The organism is Pseudomonas sp. (assembly GCF_035277045.1).
GTDB lineage: Bacteria > Pseudomonadota > Gammaproteobacteria > Pseudomonadales > Pseudomonadaceae > Aquipseudomonas.
In genome coordinates this window covers 1-18,328 of the sequence record NZ_DATELE010000158.1, presented here as the reverse complement: position 1 = coordinate 18,328, position 18,328 = coordinate 1, and the positions used below count along the sequence as shown (strand labels likewise).

Genomic DNA, 18,328 nt, shown 5'->3' with positions numbered 1-18,328 from the left:
TTGTGGTGCGATGGCCGGCCTGTTCGCCGGACCGCAGCGAAGAGATCGGCCGGTGCTCTGCAAGCATTCAGGCGGCCCGCATTTGACGGCGCGGCGCCATTTCATCCTGCTTCACGCCAGACAGCGCTGCCTGCACAGCCAGTTGAGCCTCGAACGCCAGCGCCGCCCGTTCACGGTTTCGGGTGGGAATCGGCTCCAGCACGCTGATCCGCACCTCGGCCACGTCCTCGCCCAACAGCCGCATCAAGTGCGAAACCAGATCATCGTCACCCACGAACGGCGCTATCCGGTCGCGCTCGCCCTCGCGCACGTACCGGATCGCCATGGGCTGCAGGGGGATCCCTTCGTCGATGGCCCCCGCCAGCAAACGTCCATGGAAGGTACGCACGCCCTGCCCATCAGTGGTCGTTCCCTCGGGGAAGATCAACAGGGGCTGGGCCTCGCGCAGTTGCCCACCGATCTGCTCGCGCAGCCGCTGCCCGTCGCCACCACCGCGCCGGATGAACAACGTGCCGGCCTTGAGCGCCAGCCAGCCCGCCACCGGCCAGTGCCGTACCTCGGCCTTGGACAGGAACGACAGCGGCGTGAGCATGCCCAGCAGCGGGATGTCGGTCCATGACACATGGTTGCTGACCCAGAGCATCGGCTGGCGTGGCACGTGGCCGATCACCGTTACTCGAAAGGGCAACGCAGCGCACAAGCGGCGCATGAACAGCTGGCTCCAGCGCTGGCGGCGTGCATGCGTGGCGCCCAGGCCCAGGCGCTCGCCCAGGCTGAAGCAGCAGGCCATGCCCAGTCCCAGCAGGATCACCAGCAGCACGCGCGCGAGACGGGCGAGCATCCGCAGCCGCCGCATCACACCGCCGCCTTGAAGTGACGGGCATAGCGCGGGCACAGGTCGTCGCGCTTGAGCAGGATGAACACGTCGGCGACCTGGAAGTCCTCGTCCCAGCACGGCTCGCCACAGATCTTCGCGCCCAGGCGCATGTACGCCTTGAGCAGCGCAGGCATCTCGGCAATCACGTTGGAGGGCAAGGCCAGGCTTGGCAGCGGATTCCTGGGCTCGGCGCGCAGGTGCTCGGTGCACAGGTAACGCTCGCGCAGGCGCTGCATGACCGCGTGGGCCTGTACGCCGCCATCCTGCATGGGGATGCTGGCGCAACCCATCAGGTAGCTGTAGCGGCCTTCGTTGAGGATCTCGGCCAGTTCCCCCCACAACACGGCGATCGTGCCGCCGTTGCGGTAGGCGGGGTCGACGCAGGTGCGGCCAAGCTCGAGGATCGGGCCTTGCAGCTGGACCAGGCCGTGCAGGCTGAACTCCTCTTCGCTGTAGAATCGCCCCAGGCTGCTGGCGGCCTGGTGATCGAGCAGGCGGGTGGTGGCCACCAGGCGGCCAGTGCTCAGGTCGCGCACGCCGATATGGCGGCAATGAACATCGTACTCGTCAATATCCAGGCCCTGTTCGGCGCCTTTGAGGCGGGCCTTGAATTCGCCGCTGAACACCTTGTAACGCAAGGCTTGCGCCTCATGCAGGGCGGCGGCTCCGATCAGGCGTTCGGCGTGCAGACGGCGTGCGTTGCTGCTGTCGCCGGAGCGTGCGATTCGAGTCATTGCGTGTCTCCCTAATCCAGCCATCGGGGTACGGCCGGTCGGCCCTGTAGCGCAAGGTCAGCCTAGGTAGATGGAGTGTCACCCCCGTGAATCTTCGGTGATGCTTGCATGACAGGCCGCGAGGGTTGTCGCTTGCTGCCGTGGAGGCGGTTGGGTAAGGTTGACGGCCTCGTGTGTAGAGATTCCCCATGTTCAACCTGCCCCGTCTCCTGCTTGCCCTGCTGGTGGTTCTGAGCCTGCCGGCCCAGGCCAACTGGCACCTGGATGGCGAGTCGTCGCGCCTGTCGTTCGTCACCAGCAAGAACGGCGATACTGCCGAGGTCCATCGGTTCCTGGTGCTGCACGGCAAGGTCGACCGCAAGGGCGCCGCGCGGCTGAGCATCGAGATGGACTCGGCCAACAGCGGCGTCCCGCTGCGTGACGAGCGCATGCGCAACGACCTGTTCGAATTTGCCCGTTTCCCGGAGGCCACCGTGCAGGCCCAGCTTGACCTGCGGCCGATCAATGACCTGGCCAACGGTGCTCAGCTCGAGTTGCGCCTGCCCCTGACGGTGACCCTGCATGGCCAGAAACACAGCTACAACGCCTTGCTGCTGGCCACGCGGCTGGACGAGCGGCGTTTCCAGGTAGTAACGCTCGAACCGCTGATGCTGCGCGCGGAAGACTTTGACCTGATGCCGGGGCTGGCGGCCCTGCGCAAGATGTCCGGCGTTGCTTCCATCAGCCCGTCGGTACCGGTGAGCGCGGTGCTGATCTTCAACGCCCGCTGACATGGCCGGGCCGGTTTTCCCTTGGCGTGACGGCAACCAGTTCGAACTGCTGATCGATGGCCCTGCGTTTTTTCCACGCATGCTGCTGGAGATCGTGCGCGCCGAGTTCCAGGTCGACCTGGAGCTCTATCTGGTCGAGGCGGGCGGCTGTGCCGAGGCCATGGTCCAGGCTCTGGAACAGGCCGCCTCGCGCGGCGTGCAGGTGCGCTGCCTGTTCGATGACTACGGCGCCGCGGCCTTCAATACCGCGCTGCGGCAACGCCTGGTCGACGCAGGCGTCGAGCTGCGCTGGTACAACCGCCTGAGCTGGCGCCGAGGCGTGCGCAACCTGTACCGCGATCATCGCAAGCTGCTGCTGGTCGACCAGCGCTGGGGCGTGGTCGGCGGCACTGGCGTCACCGACGAGTTCTGGAAGCCGGGCGACGACGTCAGCGAGTGGCACGAAGTGATGGTCGAGATGCAGGGCCCCATCGTCACCGACTGGCAGCTGCTGTTCGACCGCCAATGGCACGCCAACACCCGGCGCACCGCCTGGAAGCCGCCCGACGGTTTCGGCCTGCCGCGCTTGCCACGGGTGCCGGCCATAGGGCCCGGCGTAGGCCGGGTCGCCTATGCCGATGCCCGTCAGCACCGGGATATCCTGCGCGCGCTGGTGAGGGCACTGAACAGTGGCAGCCAGCGCATCTGGCTGGCGACCCCGTATTTCCTGCCGACCTGGAGCGTGCGCCGGTCATTGCGCCGCGCCGCTGCCCGGGGCGTCGATGTACGCCTGCTGCTGACCGGCCCGCGCACCGACCACCCCTCGGTGCGCTATGCCGGCCACCGTTACTATCCGCGGCTGCTTCGGGCCGGGGTGAAGATCTTCGAATACCAGCCGTGCTTCCTGCACCTGAAGATGGTGCTGGTCGATGACTGGGTGAGCATCGGCTCGTGCAACTTCGACCACTGGAACCTGCGCTTCAATCTCGAAGCCAACCTCGAGGCGCTCGATCCACCGCTCACCGCGGCGGTGGCGGCGAGCTTCGAGCGTGACTTCGCGCAGAGCCTGGAAGTGAACCTGGACAACTGGCATGCCCGGCCGCTGTGGCGACGGTTCAAGCAGCGCGTGTGGGGGTTGCTGGACCGGATGGTGGTGCTGCTGCTCGACCGGCGCAACTGAGGGTCGCCCAAACGAAAACGCCCGGCATATGCCGGGCGTTCCTGTTTCAGCCGTGCAGCGCTTACTTCACTTCAACCGCCAGGCTTTCGGCGATCTTGTTCTGCCACAGCGCGGGGCCGGTGATGTGCACCGACTCACCGTTGCTGTCGACCGCCACGGTGACAGGCATGTCCTTGACCTCGAACTCGTAGATCGCTTCCATGCCCAGCTCGGCGAAGGCCACTACCTGCGACTTGCGGATCGCCTGCGCGACCAGGTACGCGGCGCCGCCGACGGCCATCAGGTACACCGCCTTGTTGTCCTTGATCGCGTCGATGGCGGTCGGACCGCGCTCGGACTTGCCGATCATGCCCAGCAGGCCGGTCTGCTCGAGGATCTGGCGGGTGAACTTGTCCATCCGCGTGGCCGTGGTCGGGCCCGCGGGACCAACCACTTCGTCACCGACCGGATCGACCGGGCCGACGTAGTAGATGAAGCGGCCCTTGAGGTCGACCGGCAGTTCTTCGCCGCGGTTGAGCATCTCGACCATGCGCTTGTGGGCGGCGTCGCGGCCGGTGAGCATCTTGCCGTTGAGCAGGACGGTCTCGCCCGGCTTCCAGCTCTGCACGTCTTCCGGAGTCAGGGTGTCGAGGTTGACCCGACGGGCCGACGGGCCGGCTTCCCAGACGATTTCCGGGTAGGCGTCCAGCGACGGCGCCTCGAGTTCGGCAGGACCGCTGCCGTCGAGCACGAAGTGGGCGTGACGGGTGGCCGCGCAGTTGGGGATCATGCACACCGGCAGCGAGGCCGCGTGGGTCGGGTAGTCCATGATCTTGACGTCGAGCACGGTGGTCAGGCCGCCCAGGCCCTGGGCACCGATGCCCAGCTGGTTGACCTTGTCGAACAGCTCCAGGCGCATCTCCTCGATGCGGTTCTGCGGGCCGCGGGCCTTGAGCTCGTGGATGTCGATCGACTCCATCAGCACTTCCTTGGCCATGACCGCGGCCTTCTCGGCGGTGCCGCCGATGCCGATGCCGAGCATGCCAGGCGGGCACCAGCCAGCGCCCATGGTCGGAACGGTCTTGAGCACCCAGTCGACGATCGAGTCGGACGGGTTGAGCATGACCATCTTCGACTTGTTCTCCGAGCCGCCGCCCTTGGCCGCCACGTCGACTTCCACGGTGTTGCCCGGGACGATGGAGTAGTGGATGACTGCCGGGGTGTTGTCCTTGGTGTTCTTGCGGGCACCGGCCGGGTCGGCCAGGATCGAGGCGCGCAGGACGTTCTCGGGCAGGTTGTAGGCGCGGCGCACGCCCTCGTTGATCATGTCGTCCAGGCTCATGGTCGCGCCATCCCAGCGCACGTCCATGCCCACGCGCACGAACACGGTGACGATACCGGTGTCCTGGCAGATCGGGCGGTGGCCGGTTGCGCACATGCGCGAGTTGATCAGGATCTGGGCGATGGAGTCGCGCGCAGCAGGCGACTCTTCACGCAGGTAGGCCTCGTGCATCGCCTGGATGAAATCAACGGGGTGGTAGTACGAGATGAATTGCAGGGCGTCGGCGACGCTCTGAATCAGGTCGTCTTGCTTGATCACGGTCATGCAGCGCGCTCCTCTTTAAGACGGGAACATTCGTATAGGCGCTTCGACGTAGCCGACCAGCGTGTCGAATGCCTTGCAAGGGGGCGTCGGCACGTGGGGGCCGGCGCAAAAAAGGCGCGGCAGTATAGCGCGCATCCGGGACGGGTACACCTGCGCGTGGTCTGGACAAAGGTCGGAGCTGGCGGGCTTTTTTTGCACCGTTGGCTGTCCTGGCCATGGCTTTGGTCCTACAGTGGCGTTCATTCCAACTGGAGCAAGACCAATGCCCGAACTCTGCGTGGGCGAGCGCCGCTGGGCGGTGCCGGCCGGCAGCAACCTGCTCGATGCCCTGAATGCCGCGGGCTGCAACGTGCCCTACAGCTGTCGTGCGGGCAGTTGCCATGCCTGCCTGGTGCACTGCCTGGAGGGGCAGCCGCTGGATGCGCTGCCTGACGCGCTGGATGCGCACAAGCGCGCGCAAGGCTGGCGCCTGGCTTGCCAGTGCCGCGTCGAGGGCGACCTGCGGGTGGCGGTGTTCGACCCGACCACCGATGGCGTGCCCGCGCAGGTCACCGGCCTGGACTGGCTGGACGGGCAGGTGCTGCGCCTGCGCCTGCAACCGCGGCGCCCCTTGCGCTATCACGCCGGACAGCATCTGGTGCTGTGGAATGCGGCAGGCGTCGCGCGGCCGTATTCGCTGGCCAGCCTGCCTGGAGAGGACGCTTTTCTCGAGTTTCATCTGGATTGCCGACGGCCGGGGGCGTTCTGCGACAGTGCGCGGACGTTGCGCCTCGGCGATGAGCTGCGCCTGGGCGAACTGCGGGGTGGGTCGCTGCACTATGACCCGGACTGGCAGGACCGGCCGTTATGGCTGCTCGCCGCGGGGACCGGGCTGGCGCCGTTGTGGGGGATCTTGCGGGAGGCATTGCGGCAGGGGCATGCGGGGGAGATTCGGGTGATGCATGTGGCAGTGGGGCATTATCTGGGGGAACCGCTGGAGGCGCTGGCTGCGGCTCATGCGAACCTGAAGGTGGAACTGGTGGGAGCAGAGCGGCTGGACGAAGCGCTGGCGGCGTTGCGCGTAGCGTCACGCCAGACAGTGGCGCTGCTGTGCGGGGCCCCGGGAAGCGTGGAGCGGTTTGCGCGCAGGTTGTTCATCGCGGGGTTGCCGCGGGGGCAGGTGTTTGCGGATGTGTTTACCGAACATGCCCAGTGACTCAAAGGGCCCCGTCGCTGGCAGGCCAGCGACGGGGCCCTTTGAGGCCAGCATCAGACCAGCGGATCACCCACGTGCAGGATCTTCATCCCGTTGGTGCCGCCAATGGTGTGATAGCTGTCACCCTTGGTCAGGATCACCCAGTCACCTTGCTCGACCAGGCCACGCTGCAACAGCTCGTCGACCGCCGCCTGGCTGACCTTGTCGGCCGGCAGGGCCGCCGGGTCGAAGGCGATGGGGTAGACGCCACGGAACATCGAGGCGCGGGCCTGGGTGGCGCGGTGCGGCGAGAGTGCGTAGATCGGCACGTGCGAACGCAGGCGCGACATGATCAACGGGGTGTAGCCACTTTCGGTGAGGGCGATGATCGCCTTGACGCCAGGGAAGTGGTTGGCGGTATACATCGCCGCCAGGGCGATGCTCTCGTCGCAGCGTTCGAAGGTGGTGTACAGGCGATGGCTGGACTTCTGGTTGGTCGGGTGCTTTTCGGCGCCCTGGCAGATGCGGGCCATGGCCTGGACGGCTTCGATCGGGTAGCTGCCGGCGGCGCTTTCGGCCGACAGCATCACGGCGTCGGTGTTGTCGAGCACGGCGTTGGCCACGTCGGACACTTCGGCGCGGGTCGGCATCGGGTTCTGGATCATCGACTCCATCATCTGGGTCGCCACGATCACCGCCTTGTTGTTGCGCCGCGCGTGCTGGATGATCTTCTTCTGGATGCCGATCAGCTCGGCGTCGCCGATCTCCACGCCGAGGTCGCCACGAGCAACCATCACCGCGTCACTGGCGGCGATCAGGCCATCGAGGGTCTCGTCGTCGGCCACGGCCTCGGCGCGCTCGATCTTGGCCACCAGCCAGGCGGTGCCGCCGGCCTCGTCACGCAGGCGACGGGCGTACTGCATGTCGCTGGCGTCACGCGGGAACGAAACGGCCAGGTAGTCCAGGTCCATTTCCGCGGCCAGCTTGATGTCAGCCTTGTCTTTCTCGGTCAGGGCCGGCGCGGTCAGGCCGCCACCCTTGCGGTTGATGCCTTTGTGGTCCGACAGCGGGCCGCCGATCAGCACCACGCAGTGCAGCGAGTCCGCGGTGGCGGTTTCGACGCGCATGACCACGCGGCCGTCGTCGAGCAGCAGTTCGTCACCGACGCCGCAGTCCTTGACCAGGTCCGGATAGTCGATGCCGACGATTTCCTGGGTGCCTTCGGTCAACGGGTGAGCCGTGGAGAAGGTGAAGCGGTCTCCGACCTTGAGTTCGATGCGCTTGTTGCTGAACTTGGCGATGCGGATCTTCGGACCCTGCAGGTCGCCCAGCAGCGCCACATGGCGGCCATTCTTGGCGGCGATGTCGCGGATCAGGCGGGCGCGAGCCTTGTGCTCGTCCGGGGTGCCATGGGAGAAGTTCAGGCGGGCGACGTCCAGGCCCGCAAGGATCAGCTGTTCGATCACTTCCGGCGAGTTGCTTGCCGGGCCCAGGGTGGCGACAATTTTTGTACGGCGAATGGTCATGCACAGACTCCTATAGTGAAGCGCAGCGAAAGGCTACTCCTGTATCGCGCTGTAGTCATTGTTCAGTTGCACTACCTGGGGCGAGCCGCGAGGTGCAAGCTGCAGGCCACCAGCAGCAAGCCGTACGTCGACGCAGTGGTGCGCTGACGCCAGCCTGCCGCTTGAAAGTTGCAGCTTGATGCTGAAGATCCGCGGTGCCGGGCCGATACAGTGCCCAGTAGAGGAGATTGCCCATGCGAGCCCTGATCATCCTGGCCATGGCGGCCAGCGCCACCGGTTGTACCCGCTGGTCCATGGACCACCACCTGAACAATGCCTACCGCGCCTATGACCGTGGTGATTGCGCCCGCGTGATGCTGGAGCTGTCGCAGGTCGACCGTGCCAGCCGCGCGCGGCCATTCGTCCACCCGGAGGTATCGCTGCTGCGCGGCCAGTGCCTGGAGCGGCAGAAACTTTACGTGGATGCCGCGCAGACCTACCAGTACCTGATCCAGCGCTACCCCGACAACGAGTACACCTACCGGGCCAGCGCACGCCTGCAGACCCTCGAGAAGCTGGGCCATTACCGCGCCGCAGAGCCCGCCATCGCGCACCCGGCGCCCGCCCCTTGGCGTTAATACCAATGTGCGCTGTACTCCTTGTGCCCAGGCTCGTGCGCTGAACTAGACTGTAAAGATCCTGGAGCACTTCGTTCACCCACCGACAGCGACGAGCATCATGCATATCGAGCGTCACATCGAACGCCACCAGCTTCCGTTCTACCTGACGGTGTTCAACCGGGTGACGGATCAGTCGATCGGCTACCTGGGCAACGTCTCGGCCGACGGCCTGATGCTGATCAGCCTGCTGCCCGTGCTGGTGGGCCCTGTCTACGAGCTGCAACTGAAGGTGCCGCTGCCGGCGGGCGGTTTCCAGTTCATCAACATGACGGCGAGCTGCCTGTGGTGCCGCGAAGACCAGACCCCAGGGCACTACGATTCGGGCTTCACCCTGCTGCAACCACCGGTCGAGTACGAAGACTTCATCCGCACCCTGCGGGACTACTTCAGCTTCCGTCCTGTCAACGCCTCCGCCTGAGGGTGGCTCCCGGGGGCAAGTCGCCCTAGACTCTGGTCGACCTTGTTACAGGAAGACCCCGTGAGCTCCAGCATCTTCTGGCACGACTACGAAACCACCGGCATCAACCCCCGCTGTGACCGGCCCCTGCAGGTCGCAGGCGTGCGCACCGACCTCGACCTCAACGAGATCGAAGCGCCAATCAGCCTCTATTGCCAACCCAGCGACGACATCCTGCCGCACCCGGCCGCCTGCCTGGTGACGGGTATCACCCCGCAGCAACTGGCCAGCCACGGCATGGGCGAGGCCGAGTTCATGACCCGCGTGCATGCCGAACTGTCGCGCCCTGGGACCTGTGGCGCGGGCTACAACACCCTGCGATTCGACGATGAGGTGACCCGCTACAGCCTGTACCGCAACTTCTTCGACCCTTATGCCCGAGAGTGGCAGGGCGGCAACAGCCGTTGGGACCTGATCGACGTGGTGCGCTGCGCCTATGCCCTGCGCCCCGAGGGGATCAACTGGCCCCAGCAGGAAGGGCGCACCAGCCTGCGCCTTGAGCTGCTGAGCAAGGCCAATGGCATCGACCATGGCCATGCCCACGAAGCCCTGTCGGACGTGCGGGCGACCATTGCCCTGGCCCGGCTGGTGCGCGAGCGCCAGCCCAAGCTATATGACTGGTTGTTCCAGCTGCGCAGCAAACACAAGGTGATGGAACAGATCCGTCTGTTGCAACCCTTGGTGCATATCTCTGGGCGCTTCTCGGCCGCACGCAATTACCTGGGCGTGGTATTGCCATTAGGGTGGCATCCACGCAACCGCAACGCCCTGATTGTTTGCGACTTGCATCAGGAAACCCTGCCCTTGTTGCAGGAAAGTGCTGACAATTTGCGTCAGCGTTTATACGCGCGGCATGACGAACGGGAACCCGGGCAATTTCCGGTACCTCTGAAGTTGGTGCATATCAATCGCTGTCCAGTACTGGCGCCGTTAGCGGTGTTGCGTGACCAGGATCAACAGCGCCTGGGTCTGGATATGTCGCTGTATCAATCACGCGCCGAGCAGTTGGCCAATCAGCACGGCATCTGGAAAGACAAGCTCGATCACATCTACAGTGGCGATGAATTCGCGCCCTGCGAGGATCCTGAGCAGCAGTTATATGATGGTTTTCTCGGCGAGCGGGACCGTCGCCTATGTGAGCAAGTACGCACCCTTGACCCTGCGCAGTTGGGGCGGGGGCAGTGGATGTTCGATGACCAGCGATTGCCCGAGTTGTTGTTCCGCTACCGTGCGCGAAACTTCCCCGAGACGCTGGACATTCAGGAGCAGCAGCGCTGGCAGGCATTTTGCCAGCAACGCCTGAGCGACCCACAGATGGGCGCGCCCAACACCTTGGGCGACTTCGAGAACGCCTGGCAGGTCAGCTGGGCCGCGGCCAGCGAGCCCCAGCGCCAGGTGCTGGAGGCCTGGCGGCAGCATGTTCAGCGATTGAAGTCACAGTTGAATATGTGTATTTGAATAAACAAAAAACGCCAGCAAGCTGGCGTTTTTTCATGTCAATGGCGATATCGACACGCGTGGGATTCAGCCCAGCAGGGTGAACCAGCTTTCAACTTCATCGCCACCCCATTTGGCTTTCCACTCTTTCAGCGTCTTGTGGTTGCCACCTTTGGTTTCAATCACTTCGCCGTTGTGTGGGTTCTTGTACTGCTTGACCTTGCGGGCACGCTTGGTGCCGGTGGTCTTGGCGACGCCGCGAGGCGCCTTGTTCAGTTTGGCATCCGGGTCGAGCAGGGCAATGATGTCACGCAGGGACTTGGAGTGTTTGCCCATCAGGGTGCGCAGTTCGCCTTCGAATTCCAGCTCTTTCTTCAGCTTGTCGTCTTGCGACAGGTTCTGCAGGCGAGCTTGAAGTTCCTTGATGGCTTCTTCGGTGGCGCGATATTCGTTGATCAGGGACATAATGCGATCCTTGGTACATGTAGAGTCAGGGAGACAGTGACGTAATAATAATCAGCCGGTACTCTCAAGTAAACAATTAAAAAAGCAATTAAACCCATATTCGTGTGCGCAAGAGACCTTTTCAGGTTAAAAAAATTTTACATATCTACACATTTAGTCACTTCAACTTTGCCGGGCAGGGCCATGGCACGCGCTGCCCGCCGTGTGCGCGGGTCGATGCCTCGACGTCATGCCGGTTCGGTAATGATTACTGCAGATTTCCTTGCCAGTCGCTAGAATGAGCGCCTTTGCGAAGTTCTGGAGTCCTTTTTCATGCGCACCTACCGACTGGTGATTGCGTGCCCCGACCGCGTAGGCATCGTGGCCAAAGTCAGTAATTTCCTGGCGTCCTATAACGGCTGGATCAACGAGGCCAGTCATCACTCCGATGAACAGAGCGGTTGGTTCTTCATGCGCCACGAGATCCGTGCGCAAAGCCTGCCGTTCGATATCGAAGCCTTCCGCGAGGCGTTCTCGCCGATCGCCGAGGAATTCTCGATGACCTGGCAGATCACCGACTCCGCGCAGAAAAAACGCGTGGTGCTGATGGCCAGCCGTGAATCCCACTGCCTGGCCGACCTGCTGCACCGCTGGCACACCAAGGAGCTGGACTGCGATATTCCTTGCGTGATTTCCAACCACGACGACCTGCGCAGCATGGTCGAGTGGCACGGCATCCCGTTCTACCATGTGCCGGTCGATCCGCAGGACAAGCAGCCCGCGTTCGCCGAGGTCTCGCGCCTGGTCAAGGAGCATGGCGCCGATGTGGTGGTGCTTGCCCGCTACATGCAGATCCTGCCGCCGCAGCTGTGCCGTGAATACGCCCAGCAGGTGATCAACATCCATCACAGCTTCCTGCCTTCGTTCGTGGGTGCCAAGCCGTACCACCAGGCATCGCTGCGCGGCGTGAAGCTGATCGGCGCGACGTGCCACTACGTGACCGAGGAGCTGGATGCGGGCCCGATCATCGAGCAGGACGTGGTGCGGGTCAGCCACAGCGACAGCATCGAGGACATGGTCCGCTTCGGCCGTGACGTCGAGAAGATGGTGCTGGCCCGCGGCCTGCGCTACCACCTCGAAGACCGCGTGCTGGTCCACGGCAACAAGACCGTGGTCTTTGACTGAAGCCGTTCAGCCTGCCTGGCGCCAGCGCTCCAGCAAGGGGCGTGCGAGCAGGCAGACAAACACCGGCCCGCCGGCGATCAGGTAGAAATAGTAGGTGACTGCCCGCCAGATCAGGATGGCCGCGGCGGCGGTCGAACTGCCCACCAGCGGTGACAGCAGGGTGGCCGAGGTCAGCTCGGCCGCCCCCGCGCCACCCGGCAGCAGGCTGAACTGACCCGCGCTCAGTGAAAGCATCTGCACCAGAAAGCTCGGTACCCACTGCAGGTCGGTGCCCAATCCCCGCAATACCAGGTACAGCACGCTGAAGCGCAGGCCCCAGTGCGCGCAGGTGAGGGCGAACACCAGCGCCAGCGTGCGCTTGGGCAGCCGCCAGGTCTGCGCCAGTGCCTGGAAGAAGTGCAACAGCTTGCGCGTCCAGCGCTGCCTGCGCCTGTGCGAGACTCCCAGGCGGCGCAGCCACCTGCCATTGAAGCGCAGCATCCCGCGTCGATAGCGCAGCAAGCCAATGATCATCGCCATGCCCGCGCACAGCAGCAGGGCGCTGCTCAGCAACATGGCCTCCTGGCTGCGGCCCAGGCTGTGGAACACGGCGTAGGCGGCAATGCCGAGCATCGCGCAGAAAAAGAACACCAGGTCGTTGAGCTGGTCCATGGCGAATACCGCGCCACTGTGCGCCGCTGCGATGCGTTCGCGCGCGAGCAGGGCCATCAGGGTCAGCGGTCCGCCGCTGCCGCCCGGGGTGGTGCAAATGGCGAATTCGGTGGCCATCACCACCCCCAGGCTCCTGAACCGGCCCAGCTGTTCGCCCTGCTGGCCGAGCAGCAGCCGCAGGCGCATGGCGTTGATGATCCAGCACAGCAGGATCATCCCCAGCAGCGTCAGCATCAGGCCGGGGGCAAAGGCGCGCAGACGGGGCAGCAATTCGCTGCCGCCGAGCAGGGCGGGAACCAGCACCGCGAACAGCAGGGCCAGGCCGAGCCAGACAAAGCGATTCACGACGCGAGCCTGTGGTCCAGCCACGCGGATTTGGTCATTGGCACGCGGCCTTCGGCAAGCAGGTCCTTCAGGGTCTGGAGCCAGTAGTCGCGAGACGTCGCGTGACGCATGTCGACCGGGTGCAGCCCCAGACGAAGGGTGGGCGCTTGCTGCTGGCGGCGGCGCTGCCAGTCGCTGATCACCCGCGACACGCCGCGGCGCCAGGCGCTGCCAGCGCTCCAGACAAGCCCGGGCGCCTTGATGGGGGTGAAATCAGGCAGTCGATAAAGGTGCTGGGGCGTGCTGGTGTAGCGCAGCGGCAGGCCGCGCAAGGCTTGCCGGGTGCCTTCGCTCATCAGCCAGGCCGGAGCCACGAAGCCGGCCAGTGGCCAGCCCTGGCGTTCGAACAGCGCCATCCCGGCGTGCAGGCGTTCCAGTGCCTGGGCCTCGTCCAGCCCGTAGAACTCGCCTTCGTGGGTGTAGACGCGGCGCATGAAATAATCGCCTGGGGTGCGCGGCGCCGGGCCGTCATCGCTGTGATAGTAGCCATGCAGCGCCAGCTCATCGCCTTGCGCCAGGCGCCATTCGAGCAACCTGCAAAAACCGGGCGAGTGGGTCAATGCATTGCGCCGATGAAAATCGGGCACCACCAGCCATGTCATCGGGACCTGCCCCAGCGCATCGACAGCTTCGACAAAGGGCTGGTAGTCGGGCCAGGTTTCGGGGGCGACATCGTGCAGCACCAGCATCACGCTGCGTGCCGGGACCTGAAGGTTGGCATCAGGCATGGGCGAGTGCCTGCGGCTGATGACCAAGCACGGCCTGATAGTGGCCAAGCAACCCGGTGACCACGCTGTCCCACGAATAGTGCTGCTCGACGTGGCGCCGGGCCTGGGCGCCAAGCTTGCGCACGCCTGCCTCGAAGGCCTCGCGAACGGCATTGGCCATCGCCTGGCCGTCGTTGGGCTTGCACAGGCGGCCGCACTGTTCGTTGACGATCTCGGTGAACGCCCCGGCCGCGACCGCCACCACGGGCGTGGCGCTGGCCATGGCTTCGAGGATCACCAGGCCAAAGGTTTCCTGATCCCCGGCATGCACCAGCAGGTCGGCGCTGGCAAACAGCCGTGCCACTTCGGTGCCTGGGCAGAAATGGTTGATCACGCTGACGTTGTCCGGCACCGAAGCGGGCATGTTCGAGCCCACCAGCAGCAAATGGTAGTGCGAGCCGAGGTGCCTCATGCACTCGAGCAGCACGGGCAGGTTCTTCTCCCGCGAGCCGCGGCCGCCGAACACCAGCAGGCGCGCGGTGTCGGGGATCCCCAGCTGTGCCCGCAGGTGCGGATCGCGGCGCTCGGGGTTGAAGGTGGCCAGGTCGACGCCGAGGCGCTGCACATGCACATTGCCCACGCCCAGGCGGCGCAGCTTGTCAGCCATCACCTGGCTGGGCGCAAGCACCCGGTCGAAGTTGCCGTAGAGCTTGCTGACATAGGCCTCGACATTGGGCGTGAACCAGTTGCCCATGCGATTGCTGACCAGCAGCGGCAGGTCGGAATGGTAGAACCCGATCACTGGCACATCCAGCTGGCGCCGCGCATCCAGTGCGGCCCAGGCGGTCAGGTACGGGTCGCCAACCTCGATCAGGTCTGGCTGCAGGCGGCGCAAGGTGTTGCACCAGGGGGCCAGCCTGACCGGGAAACGATAGCCCTTGCCAAAGGGCAGGGCGGGAGCAGGGACCTGGTAGACGCCATTTTCATGGCTGGCGCTGGCTCCCGGGATCAGCAGGCTGTGGCGAACGCCGGACATGGCGTCGAGACGGCGGTGTTTGGCATCAAGATAGGTACGTACGCCACCGCTGGCGGGGGCGTAGAACATGGTGATGTCAGCAATGTGCACGATCAGCGTCCCTCCGAGATCGTCTTTCTGGACTGTCATCGGGCGGTAATGAACCGGCGATGACACGCCTAAAGGTGGACCTACTGGAAGGATAGTTTGTTCGAAAAGAGTGGGGGCGGGCCGCTTTGCGACCCTTCGCGGCACAAACCGCTCCCACAGGTGATGGCGATGGCACAAGGCCGCTCCCGCAAGGGAGCGGCGGGGATCAGATCCTGAAGCTGCCCACCAGGTGCTTCAGGCGCACGGCCTGCTGCTCCAGGTCGCTGCAGGCGCGCAGGGTGGACTGCAGGTTCTCGACACCTTCCTGGTTGAGCATGTTGATCTCGTTGATGTCCATGTTGATCGACTCGACCACGGCGGTCTGTTCTTCGGTGGCGGTGGCCACCGACTGGTTCATGCCGTCGATCTCGCCGATGCGCTGGGTCACGCTGTCCAGGCGCTCGCCCGCCTGGTTGGCGATCGAGACGCTGTCCTGGCTGTGGCGCTGGCTCTGGTCCATGGTCTCGACCGAATCACGCGCGCCGACCTGCAATTCCTCGATCATGTTCTGCACCTGTTGCGCTGACTCCTGGGTGCGGTGGGCCAGGTTGCGCACCTCGTCGGCGACCACCGCGAAGCCACGGCCGGCTTCACCGGCGCGAGCAGCTTCGATGGCCGCGTTGAGCGCCAGCAGATTGGTCTGCTGCGAAATGCTGGTGATCACCTCGAGGATCTGGCCAATGTTCACGGTCTTGCTGTTGAGCGTTTCGATGTGCGCGCTGGAGGTGCAGATCAGGTCCGACAAACGGTTCATCGCCTGGATGTTGCGTTCGACCACCTGCTGGCCTTCCTCGGCCAGGTGACGGGCGGAGCTGGCCTGTTGCGATGCCTGCGCGGCGTTATGGGCGATTTCCTGGGCGGCGGCGCCGAGTTCGTTGATGGCCGCGGCCACGCTATTGGTACGGTTGGCTTGCTCGTCGGAGTTGGTCATCGACGAGTTCGAGGCGCTGATGACCCGCAGGGCCACTTCGTTGACCTGCTCGGTCGCCGAGGACACCTCGCGGATCGAGCCATGGATACGCTCGACAAAGCGGTTGAAGGCATTGCCCAAGGTGCCGAACTCGTCGTGGTTCTGGATTTTCAGGCGCTTGGTCAGGTCGCCTTCGCCTTCGGCGATGTCTTCCATGGCGCGGGTCATGGTGTGCAGCGGCTGCAGCAGCACGTTGATCAGCAGGCCAAGCAGGGCGATGATGATGACGACCGCGACCAGCGTGGCGATGACCGCCGAGGCGCGAAAATCGCTCAGCATCGAGAAGGCCTTGCCCTTGTCCACCGACAGGCCGATGTACCAGTTGGCGGACGGCAGTCCCTTGACCGGGGTGAAGGTCATCAGGCGGGTCGCGCCATCCTGCTCGACTTCGGTCAGCTGATTGGAAAGTGTCGGCGTATTGCGCGGGAATACATCCGACAGGGACTTCATCACCAGGTCCTTGTCCGGATGGACCAGGATCTTGCCTTGATCATTGACCAGGAAGGCATAGCCCATGCCGCCGAAGTCCAGCGAGTTGATGATCTGCACCAGGCCGTCCAGCGCCAGGTCGCCACCGACCACGCCGACACTGCGCGAGGCATTGCCGAGAATGCCAATCACCATCTTGTTGGTGGTCATGTCCATGTAAGGTTCGGTCAGGATCACCCCATTGGCGTTCATCCCGTCCTTGTACCAGGGCCGTACGCGCGGGTCGTAGCCATCTGGCATCTTTGAGTCGGGACGAACGATGAAGCTGCCATCGACTCCGCCCAGGTAGACGGTCAGGAAGCTGGACGTCAGCGCGCCCTGGCCCATCAGCGTGCCGGCATTGGCAGGGTCTTGCGCGATGTTCTGCGCAAGGTTCTCGACCAGCTTGATACGGCCTTCGAGCAGGCTGCGGATGTTGGTCGACGTGGACTCGCCCATTTCCTGAAGATAACTCTCCAGGTCGGCGCGAATCGCATTACGCTGCAGGTAGTCGTTGTAGAGCGTGAACAGGCTGAAGGCGAGGATCACGATAAGTGATGCGGCCAGCAGAATCTTGTGGCTGAAACGAAGGTTTTTGTTCATTGGCGTATCGGGTCCACTGAGAAGCACTTGGGGTGGGTATCGGCCACGCGGGGACAAAGCTTGAGCAGAGGATGAAAAAACATGTCTGATTCTTCACAGATCGTCCTGGGCAGCGACCCTGCGGGCCAGCCCGTCAGCCAGGCCATGCGCCTGGCCAACCGTCATGGCCTGGTGGCCGGTGCGACCGGCACTGGCAAGACCGTGACCCTGCAGCACCTGGCCGAGGTCTTCAGCGACGCTGGCGTCGCGGTATTCGCCGCGGATGTGAAGGGCGATCTCTGCGGGCTGGGCGCGGCAGGCGCGCCCCAGGGCAAGGTTGCCGAGCGCATCGCCGGCATGCCCTGGCTGGCTCACCGGCCGCAGGCGTATCCGGTCAGCCTGTGGGACATCGACGGCAAGTCCGGGCACCCGCTGCGCACCACCATCAGCGAGATGGGCCCGTTGCTGCTGGGCAACCTGCTGGAACTCACCGACAGCCAGCAGGCCGCGCTGTATGCCGCCTTCAAGGTGGCTGACCGCGAGGGCTTGTTGCTGCTCGACCTCAAGGACCTGAAGGCGCTGCTCGTCCACCTCAAGGACAACCCCCAGGTGCTGGGCGAGGACAGCGCGCTGATGACCAGCGCCTCCACCCAGGCGCTGCTCAGGCGCCTGGCGACGCTGGAGCAGCAAGGCGCCGAGGCGCTGTTCGGCGAGCCTGCCCTGCAGCTCGAAGACCTGCTGCGTCCGGACCCGGACGGGCGAGGGCGGATCCACCTGCTCGATGCCAGCCGCCTGGTGCATGAGGCGCCCAAGGTCTACGCGACGTTCCTGCTGTGGCTGCTGGCCGAGCTGTTCGAGCAGTTGCCCGAGCGTGGGGATGCCGACAAGCCGGTGCTGGCGCTGTTCTTCGACGAGGCTCACCTGTTGTTCAACGGCACGCCCAAGGCGCTGCAGGACCGGCTTGAGCAGGTGGTGCGGCTGATCCGTTCCAAGGGGGTGGGGGTGTTTTTCGTGACCCAGTCCCCTGGGGATTTGCCTGATGCTGTGCTGGCGCAACTGGGGCTGCGGATCCAGCATGGGCTGCGGGCGTTCACGGCCAAGGAGCAGAAATCGCTGAGGGCGGTGGCGGAGGGGTTTCGGCCTAATCCGGGGTTCGATGCGTTGGCGGTGTTGACCGAGCTTGGGATTGGGGAGGCGCTGGTGGGGACGTTGCAGGACAAGGGGACGCCTGGGATGGTGCAGCGGGTGCTGATTGCGCCGCCACAGTCGCGGATCGGGGCGCTTTCGGCGGTGGAGCGGGGTGGGGTGGTTAGTGGCTCGCCGTTGGTTGGGCTGTATGACAGGGTGTTTGATCGTGAGTCGGCGTATGAGTTGCTCAATGCTCGCAAGGGGGA

The 18,328-nt window shown here is 64.6% G+C and carries 16 protein-coding genes and 2 pseudogenes; 8 read left to right on the top strand and 10 right to left on the bottom strand.

Annotated features, from left to right (window positions below; all coding sequences use genetic code 11):
- Window positions 1-67 precede the first annotated feature (67 nt).
- Window positions 68-856 (bottom strand): lysophospholipid acyltransferase family protein, encoded by a 789-nt coding sequence (locus tag VJS90_RS07420; RefSeq protein ID WP_324120547.1) that lies wholly within the window; start codon window positions 854-856, stop codon window positions 68-70.
- The gene (gene olsB, locus VJS90_RS07415) at window positions 856-1,611 is read right to left on the bottom strand and encodes an L-ornithine N(alpha)-acyltransferase (protein WP_324120545.1); all 756 of its coding nucleotides are present in this window, start codon (window positions 1,609-1,611) and stop codon (window positions 856-858) included. The genes VJS90_RS07420 and olsB overlap by 1 nt, the downstream gene beginning before the upstream one ends.
- A 188-nt stretch (window positions 1,612-1,799) precedes the next feature.
- On the opposite strand from olsB, the gene VJS90_RS07410 reads away from it, so the two are divergent.
- Together VJS90_RS07410 and VJS90_RS07405 are read left to right on the top strand one after the other, a co-directional pair.
- The gene (locus VJS90_RS07410) at window positions 1,800-2,381 is read left to right on the top strand and encodes a YceI family protein (protein ID WP_324120543.1); all 582 of its coding nucleotides are present in this window, start codon (window positions 1,800-1,802) and stop codon (window positions 2,379-2,381) included.
- Between the two features lies 1 nt (window position 2,382).
- A complete protein-coding gene (locus tag VJS90_RS07405) occupies window positions 2,383-3,540 on the top strand; it encodes a phosphatidylserine/phosphatidylglycerophosphate/cardiolipin synthase family protein (protein WP_324120541.1) in 1,158 nt (385 codons plus the stop codon).
- A 61-nt stretch (window positions 3,541-3,601) separates the two neighbouring features.
- On the opposite strand, the gene VJS90_RS07400 is transcribed toward VJS90_RS07405, so the two are convergent.
- On the bottom strand, window positions 3,602-5,125 hold the full coding sequence (locus VJS90_RS07400) for a fumarate hydratase (protein WP_324120539.1): 1,524 nt from the start codon (window positions 5,123-5,125) through the stop codon (window positions 3,602-3,604).
- A gap of 262 nt (window positions 5,126-5,387) precedes the next feature.
- Between VJS90_RS07400 and VJS90_RS07395 the strand changes: the two genes are divergently transcribed.
- Window positions 5,388-6,320, top strand: a complete 933-nt coding sequence (locus tag VJS90_RS07395; RefSeq protein ID WP_324120537.1) for an iron-sulfur-binding ferredoxin reductase — start codon at window positions 5,388-5,390, stop codon at window positions 6,318-6,320.
- Window positions 6,321-6,373: 53 nt separating this feature from the next.
- Here VJS90_RS07395 and pyk read toward each other — a convergent pair whose 3' ends face one another.
- Window positions 6,374-7,825, bottom strand: coding sequence for a pyruvate kinase (pyk, locus tag VJS90_RS07390; RefSeq protein WP_324120535.1), 1,452 nt, complete (start codon window positions 7,823-7,825; stop codon window positions 6,374-6,376).
- 233 nt (window positions 7,826-8,058) lie between these two features.
- On the opposite strand from pyk, the gene VJS90_RS07385 reads away from it, so the two are divergent.
- The 3 genes from VJS90_RS07385 (at window position 8,059) to sbcB (ending at window position 10,399) form a co-directional block, all read left to right on the top strand.
- Window positions 8,059-8,442 (top strand): tetratricopeptide repeat protein, encoded by a 384-nt coding sequence (locus VJS90_RS07385; protein ID WP_324120531.1) that lies wholly within the window; start codon window positions 8,059-8,061, stop codon window positions 8,440-8,442.
- 100 nt (window positions 8,443-8,542) lie between these two features.
- On the top strand, window positions 8,543-8,902 hold the full coding sequence (locus VJS90_RS07380; RefSeq protein WP_324120529.1) for a PilZ domain-containing protein: 360 nt from the start codon (window positions 8,543-8,545) through the stop codon (window positions 8,900-8,902).
- 60 nt (window positions 8,903-8,962) lie between these two features.
- Window positions 8,963-10,399, top strand: a complete 1,437-nt coding sequence (gene sbcB / locus VJS90_RS07375) for an exodeoxyribonuclease I (RefSeq protein WP_324120527.1) — start codon at window positions 8,963-8,965, stop codon at window positions 10,397-10,399.
- A gap of 66 nt (window positions 10,400-10,465) precedes the next feature.
- Here the strand turns inward: sbcB and mvaT are convergent, their stop codons facing one another.
- Window positions 10,466-10,843, bottom strand: coding sequence for a histone-like nucleoid-structuring protein MvaT (mvaT, locus tag VJS90_RS07370; RefSeq protein ID WP_324120525.1), 378 nt, complete (start codon window positions 10,841-10,843; stop codon window positions 10,466-10,468).
- 312 nt (window positions 10,844-11,155) lie between these two features.
- Here mvaT and purU point away from each other — a divergent pair, with 312 nt between their 5' ends.
- Window positions 11,156-12,007, top strand: a complete 852-nt coding sequence (gene purU / locus VJS90_RS07365) for a formyltetrahydrofolate deformylase (protein ID WP_324120523.1) — start codon at window positions 11,156-11,158, stop codon at window positions 12,005-12,007.
- A gap of 6 nt (window positions 12,008-12,013) precedes the next feature.
- Here purU and VJS90_RS07360 read toward each other — a convergent pair whose 3' ends face one another.
- The 5 genes and pseudogenes from VJS90_RS07360 to VJS90_RS21845 all read right to left on the bottom strand — a co-directional run.
- Complete coding sequence (locus VJS90_RS07360) at window positions 12,014-13,003, bottom strand: lysylphosphatidylglycerol synthase transmembrane domain-containing protein (RefSeq protein ID WP_324120521.1); 990 nt, start codon at window positions 13,001-13,003, stop codon at window positions 12,014-12,016.
- A complete protein-coding gene (locus tag VJS90_RS07355) occupies window positions 13,000-13,770 on the bottom strand; it encodes a DUF2334 domain-containing protein (RefSeq protein ID WP_324120520.1) in 771 nt (256 codons plus the stop codon). Before VJS90_RS07355 ends, VJS90_RS07360 begins: the two co-directional genes overlap by 4 nt.
- Complete coding sequence (locus VJS90_RS07350) at window positions 13,763-14,914, bottom strand: glycosyltransferase family 1 protein (RefSeq protein ID WP_324120518.1); 1,152 nt, start codon at window positions 14,912-14,914, stop codon at window positions 13,763-13,765. Before VJS90_RS07350 ends, VJS90_RS07355 begins: the two co-directional genes overlap by 8 nt.
- 166 nt (window positions 14,915-15,080) lie before the next feature.
- Window positions 15,081-15,677, bottom strand: a pseudogene (locus tag VJS90_RS21850) (methyl-accepting chemotaxis protein); the annotation flags it as partial.
- A gap of 261 nt (window positions 15,678-15,938) precedes the next feature.
- A pseudogene (locus tag VJS90_RS21845) lies at window positions 15,939-16,811 on the bottom strand (HAMP domain-containing protein); the annotation flags it as partial.
- Window positions 16,812-17,036: 225 nt separating this feature from the next.
- On the opposite strand from VJS90_RS21845, the gene VJS90_RS07340 reads away from it, so the two are divergent.
- A partial coding sequence (locus VJS90_RS07340; protein ID WP_324120514.1) for a helicase HerA-like domain-containing protein occupies window positions 17,037-18,328 on the top strand: 1,292 nt, incomplete at its 3' end.

Excerpts from the sequence above, each read along its gene's own strand:
- VJS90_RS07420 (WP_324120547.1), bottom strand. The coding sequence starts at position 856 with ATGCGGCGGCTGCGGATGCTCGCCCGTCTCGCGCGCGTGCTGCTGGTG.
- olsB (WP_324120545.1), bottom strand. The coding sequence starts at position 1,611 with ATGACTCGAATCGCACGCTCCGGCGACAGCAGCAACGCACGCCGTCTG.
- VJS90_RS07410 (WP_324120543.1), top strand. The coding sequence starts at position 1,800 with ATGTTCAACCTGCCCCGTCTCCTGCTTGCCCTGCTGGTGGTTCTGAGC.
- VJS90_RS07405 (WP_324120541.1), top strand. The coding sequence starts at position 2,383 with ATGGCCGGGCCGGTTTTCCCTTGGCGTGACGGCAACCAGTTCGAACTG.
- VJS90_RS07400 (WP_324120539.1), bottom strand. The coding sequence starts at position 5,125 with ATGACCGTGATCAAGCAAGACGACCTGATTCAGAGCGTCGCCGACGCC.
- VJS90_RS07395 (WP_324120537.1), top strand. The coding sequence starts at position 5,388 with ATGCCCGAACTCTGCGTGGGCGAGCGCCGCTGGGCGGTGCCGGCCGGC.
- pyk (WP_324120535.1), bottom strand. The coding sequence starts at position 7,825 with ATGACCATTCGCCGTACAAAAATTGTCGCCACCCTGGGCCCGGCAAGC.
- VJS90_RS07385 (WP_324120531.1), top strand. The coding sequence starts at position 8,059 with ATGCGAGCCCTGATCATCCTGGCCATGGCGGCCAGCGCCACCGGTTGT.
- VJS90_RS07380 (WP_324120529.1), top strand. The coding sequence starts at position 8,543 with ATGCATATCGAGCGTCACATCGAACGCCACCAGCTTCCGTTCTACCTG.
- mvaT (WP_324120525.1), bottom strand. The coding sequence starts at position 10,843 with ATGTCCCTGATCAACGAATATCGCGCCACCGAAGAAGCCATCAAGGAA.
- purU (WP_324120523.1), top strand. The coding sequence starts at position 11,156 with ATGCGCACCTACCGACTGGTGATTGCGTGCCCCGACCGCGTAGGCATC.
- VJS90_RS07355 (WP_324120520.1), bottom strand. The coding sequence starts at position 13,770 with ATGCCTGATGCCAACCTTCAGGTCCCGGCACGCAGCGTGATGCTGGTG.
- VJS90_RS07350 (WP_324120518.1), bottom strand. The coding sequence starts at position 14,914 with ATGACAGTCCAGAAAGACGATCTCGGAGGGACGCTGATCGTGCACATT.